Raw genomic sequence first — 4,453 nt, 5'->3', positions numbered from 1 at the left:
TCGCTCCTTACCCGCCTTTTCCACCTGCTCCTGACCGGCGGCAACCCCGACTTGCGCCCCAGCGCGTACTTCATCCGCACCACCGGCGGACAAACAATTATGAATTAGGAATTATGAATTATGAATGGACCTGCGTTCCGGGTTCGTAATTCATAATTCATAATTCATAATTTTATGTTCTACCTCTTCCACGGCCCCGACACCTACCGCCAGCGTGAGGCGCTCGCCGCCGAGCTGGCCAAGCTGGGCGATGCCGACATGTTGTCGCTCAACACGACGCGCCTGGCCAGCCGCGTCAGCTTTGCCGAGCTGCAAGGGGCGTGCGACGCCATGCCCTTCCTGGCCCCGGCGCGCGTGGTCATCGTGCAAGACCTCTTCGTCACCGTGCCCGACAAGGCGTTCATGGACAAGCTGGAGGCTTATCTGCCGGCGCTGCCGCTCACGACGCGCCTCTTCTTCCTGGAAGCCCAGGCATTGACCGACAGCCACCGCATCATCCGGCTGGCGGCGAAACAGAAGATCGGCGAGGTGCGCCAATTCCAGCCCCTGAAGGACAACGACCTAGACCGCTGGATTCAGGCGCGCGCGGCGGACAAGGGCGGGCGCATCGCTCCTCAGGCGGCCCACCTGCTGGCGGAGCACGTCGGCGGCGGCAACCTCCAGGCGCTCAGCAACGAGATCGAGAAGCTGACGCTCTACCGCGGGCCGGGCGCGACCATCGAGGCGGCCGACGTGCAACTGCTGTCGCCCGACGCGGCCGAGGCCAGCATCTTCCCCCTGATGGACGCCATCGGCGGCCGGCAGGCGGTCGCGGCGGCCAAGCTGTTCCAGGAGAAGCTGAACGAGGGGGCGGAGCCGTTCCTGCTCTTCTCGATGATCATCCGCCAGTTCCGGCTGCTCATCCAGACGCGGGCGCTGCTGGATGGGGGAGAACGGCCAGCGGGCGTGGCCGCGCAACTTCACGTCCCGATCTTCGTGGCCGACAAGCTGGTCCGGCAGGCTCGCGGCTACAGCCTGTCACAGTTAGAGCACATCTACCGCCGCTTGCTGGAGATCGACGTGGAGGCCAAGACCGGCCGGGCCGACTTGCTGACGGCGCTGCACTTGTTGGTGGCGGGGTTGACGGTGGAGCAGTGAGCAGTAAGAAGTAAGCAGTAGGTCAGTCGCTAGTCACGAGACCGACCTACTGCTTACTTCTTACTGCTTACTGAATACTATACGTCACCTGCACCTGCACCTGGTAGCTCAATTGCCCAGGGGAGATGCCGGGGTTGGCGATGGCCGATTCGGCCACAGCCATGCCGCCGCCCAGACCGAGGGGCGTGATCGGCTGGCCGACGACTTCGCTGATCACCCGCACCTCGCCCAACGTCACGTTGCCCAGTTCGGCCAGAGACGCGGCGCGCTTGGCGGCGTCGGCCATGGCGTTGGCGCGGGCTTCCGCTTCCAGCGCGGCCGGGTCGGCCACGGAGAAGTTGACGCCGTAGATGGCGTTCGCGCCCGCCTCGGTGACGGCGCTCAACACGTCGCTGATGATAGCCAGATCGCGAATCTTGACGTTCACCTGGTTGCTGACGCGGTAACCGGCAATACCCTCCGGCCCCTTCTCGCCGTAGATCTGCTCAGCGTAGAGCGAGTAGTTGGTCGTCTGGATGTCCTCATCGGCGATGCCGGCCTCGGCCAGAGCGGCCATCACCCGGTCGAGCGTGGTCTGGTTCTGCGTCGTCGCCTCGCCCACCGACGGGGCGAAGGAATCGACGCCGACGATCACGGTCGCCTGGTCGGGCTGGCCGAAAGCCGTGCCCTGACCGACGACGGTGATGCCGTTGCCGCTGACGGCCGCCTGCTGGGCAGGAGCGGCTGCCTGGCCGCCCGGGGCCGCGTTGCAGGCCGCCAGCGCCAGACCGAGCACCAGGACAAACAACATAGCGATTGCACTCTTCTTGTTCAACATTTCGTTCAACATCATCATACTCCTTCCATACCGATGGTACTGATAATGAGACGCCTTGTTTTCCGGATTGGTTCCCGCTGCGTGGCAAATTGGTGGATAATCGGGGTACATGACTGACGCGATGCCCACTACCGACAACATCATCCTAACCGGCTTCATGGGCACGGGCAAGACGACCGTCGGCCGGCTGCTGGCCGAGCGCCTGGGCCGGCCCTTTGTGGACACCGATGAGTGGATCGTCGCCCGCGCTGGCCGCGCCATCGCCGACATCTTCCGCGAGGAAGGCGAGGGGCGCTTCCGCGAGTGGGAGGCGCGCGCGGCTGACGAGTTATCGCAGGAGCGCGGCCTGGTCATCGCCTCCGGCGGCCGGCTCATGCTCGACCCCGATAACGCCGCCACACTGGGGCGCAGCGGCCCCGTCCTGTGCCTGACGGCTGACCCGGCCGAGATCATGGCCCGTGTGGCCGCCGACGAGACCAAGCGCCCCTTGCTGGCCGGTGACGACGCCCCGGCCCGCGTGCGCGCCCTTCTGCAACAGCGCGCTGCCGCCTACGCCCGCTTCCGCGCCGTGCCCACCGATGGCCGGACGGCCGAGCAGGTCGCTGACGACATCGCGGCGGCGCTGGCCGGCGGGCTGCGCGAGACGCTGCCCGTGCGCCACCCCGGCGGGACGTACAACGTCATCGTCGGCGAAAACCTGCTAGCCGGCGTGCTGGCGCTGGCCGGGGTGGATGGCCCGGCGGCCATCATCACCGACAGCGTCGTCGGGCCGCTGCACGCCGGGCGCATCCAGAAACCGAGTTTCTTCGAGAAACTCGGTTTCTCCAATGACCTGCCCACTCTAACGATGCCCGCCGGCGAACAGCACAAGCACCTCGACACCGTCCGCGCCCTCTACGACGGGCTGCTGGCCGCCGGGCTGGACCGGCACACGACGATCCTGGCGCTGGGCGGCGGCGTGGTGGGGGACGTGGCCGGCTTCGTCGCCGCCACCTACCTGCGCGGCGTCGACTTCGTGCTCTGCCCGACGAGCCTGCTGGCGATGGTGGATGCCAGCATCGGCGGCAAGACGGGCGTGGATCTGCCACAGGGCAAGAACCTGGTCGGCGCGTTCAAGCAGCCGCGCGCCGTGCTGGCCGATGTGGGCGCGCTGGCAACGCTGCCGCCGGGCGAGTTCACCGCCGGGCTGGCCGAGGTCGCCAAGCACGGGCTGATCGCCGACCCGGTGCTCTGGCAGCGGCTGCTGATGGAAGAGTGGGCCATCAACCCGCGCCAGATCGCCGAAGACCGGCTGCTGCGGATGGGGCTGCAATCGCTGGTGACGCAGGCTATACGGGTCAAGCGGGACGTGGTAGAGGAAGACCCGTATGAGGCCGGGCGGCGGGCCGTGCTCAACCTGGGCCACACCTTCGGCCATGCGGTGGAGCAGGTTTCCGGCTACCGCGTCCGTCACGGTGACGCAGTGGCGATGGGTCTGGTCGCGGCGGCGCACCTGTCGGCGGCGCTGGAGGAGTGCCCGCCCTCGCTGCCCAAGCTGGTCGAAATGACGCTGGCGCGCCTGGGCCTGCCGACGCACATCCCGCCGTCGCTCGACCCGGCGACGCTCTACGCGGCCATGGGAACTGACAAAAAGAAGCGCGCCGGGCGGTTGCGCTTCGTGCTCATCCACGACGTGGGCGACGTCTTCGTCAGCGACCGCGTGCCGCCCGAGGCGGTGATGGAAGCGTTAGAGGCAGTGCGCGCATAAGAGCGGTCAGTGGTATGGGCGGGTTTGAAACCTGCCCCTACCACTGACCACTGTAAGGAGAACCCATGCGAATCCTCGTCCTACACGGGCCGAACTTGAATCTGTTGGGGCAGCGGGAGCCGGAGGTATACGGCCGGTGGACGCTGGCGGAGATCAACGAGGCGCTGATCGAGCAGGCGACGAAGACCCAGACGGAACTGCGCATCATGCAGTCGAACCACGAGGGGGTGCTCATCGATGCCATCCACGACGCGCGTATCTGGGGGCAGGGCATCCTGATTAACCCCGGCGCGTTTACCCACTACAGCTACGCCCTGCGCGACGCCATCGCCGCGGTCGGGCTGCCGGCGGTGGAAGTGCATCTGTCGAACGTCTATGCCCGCGAGGCGTTCCGGCACAAGTCGGTTATCGCGCCGGTGTGTATCGGGCAGATCAGCGGCTTCGGCTGGCGCAGCTACCGATTGGGGTTGATGGCGTTGTTGGATCACCTGCTGGACTAACGCAAGCGGTTCGTAGTCAGGCGATGAATCGCCTGACTACGAACAAAAAGAAAAGACCGGGTCGTTAAACCCGGTCTTTCTTTTGTTTTTATCCCGTAATTGCGATATGGGGTCGGTGAATACGCGATGACACGTTGATGCTACCAGGGCCGAGCGATGAGATGACGATGCTGTGCGACGTTGGCAACGATCAGGGTTCGATGAGACGGCGAACGCTGGGGGGACAGCGATGCCATCCAGGCAGCAACGAGT

Annotated in this window: 4 protein-coding genes; 3 read left to right on the top strand and 1 reads right to left on the bottom strand. The window is 65.9% G+C overall.

What is annotated here, in order from left to right:
* The first annotated feature begins 174 nt into the window (after positions 1-174).
* A complete protein-coding gene (holA, locus tag ACE3UY_RS12000; RefSeq protein ID WP_374687758.1) occupies positions 175-1,137 on the top strand; it encodes a DNA polymerase III subunit delta in 963 nt (320 codons plus the stop codon).
* Between the two features lie 67 nt (positions 1,138-1,204).
* Here the strand turns inward: holA and ACE3UY_RS11995 are convergent, their stop codons facing one another.
* The gene (locus ACE3UY_RS11995) at positions 1,205-1,927 is read right to left on the bottom strand and encodes an SIMPL domain-containing protein (RefSeq protein ID WP_374687757.1); all 723 of its coding nucleotides are present in this window, start codon (positions 1,925-1,927) and stop codon (positions 1,205-1,207) included.
* A 136-nt stretch (positions 1,928-2,063) separates the two neighbouring features.
* On the opposite strand from ACE3UY_RS11995, the gene aroB reads away from it, so the two are divergent.
* Positions 2,064-3,701: a 3-dehydroquinate synthase gene (gene aroB / locus ACE3UY_RS11990; RefSeq protein ID WP_374687756.1), complete on the top strand. Its 1,638-nt coding sequence runs from the start codon at positions 2,064-2,066 to the stop codon at positions 3,699-3,701.
* Between the two features lie 65 nt (positions 3,702-3,766).
* Positions 3,767-4,201, top strand: coding sequence for a type II 3-dehydroquinate dehydratase (aroQ, locus tag ACE3UY_RS11985; protein ID WP_374687755.1), 435 nt, complete (start codon positions 3,767-3,769; stop codon positions 4,199-4,201).
* Positions 4,202-4,453 lie beyond the last annotated feature (252 nt).

This window comes from Promineifilum sp. (SeqCode), assembly GCF_041918635.1.
GTDB lineage: Bacteria > Chloroflexota > Anaerolineae > Promineifilales > Promineifilaceae > Promineifilum.
This window is presented reverse-complemented; position numbering and strand designations above follow the sequence as displayed.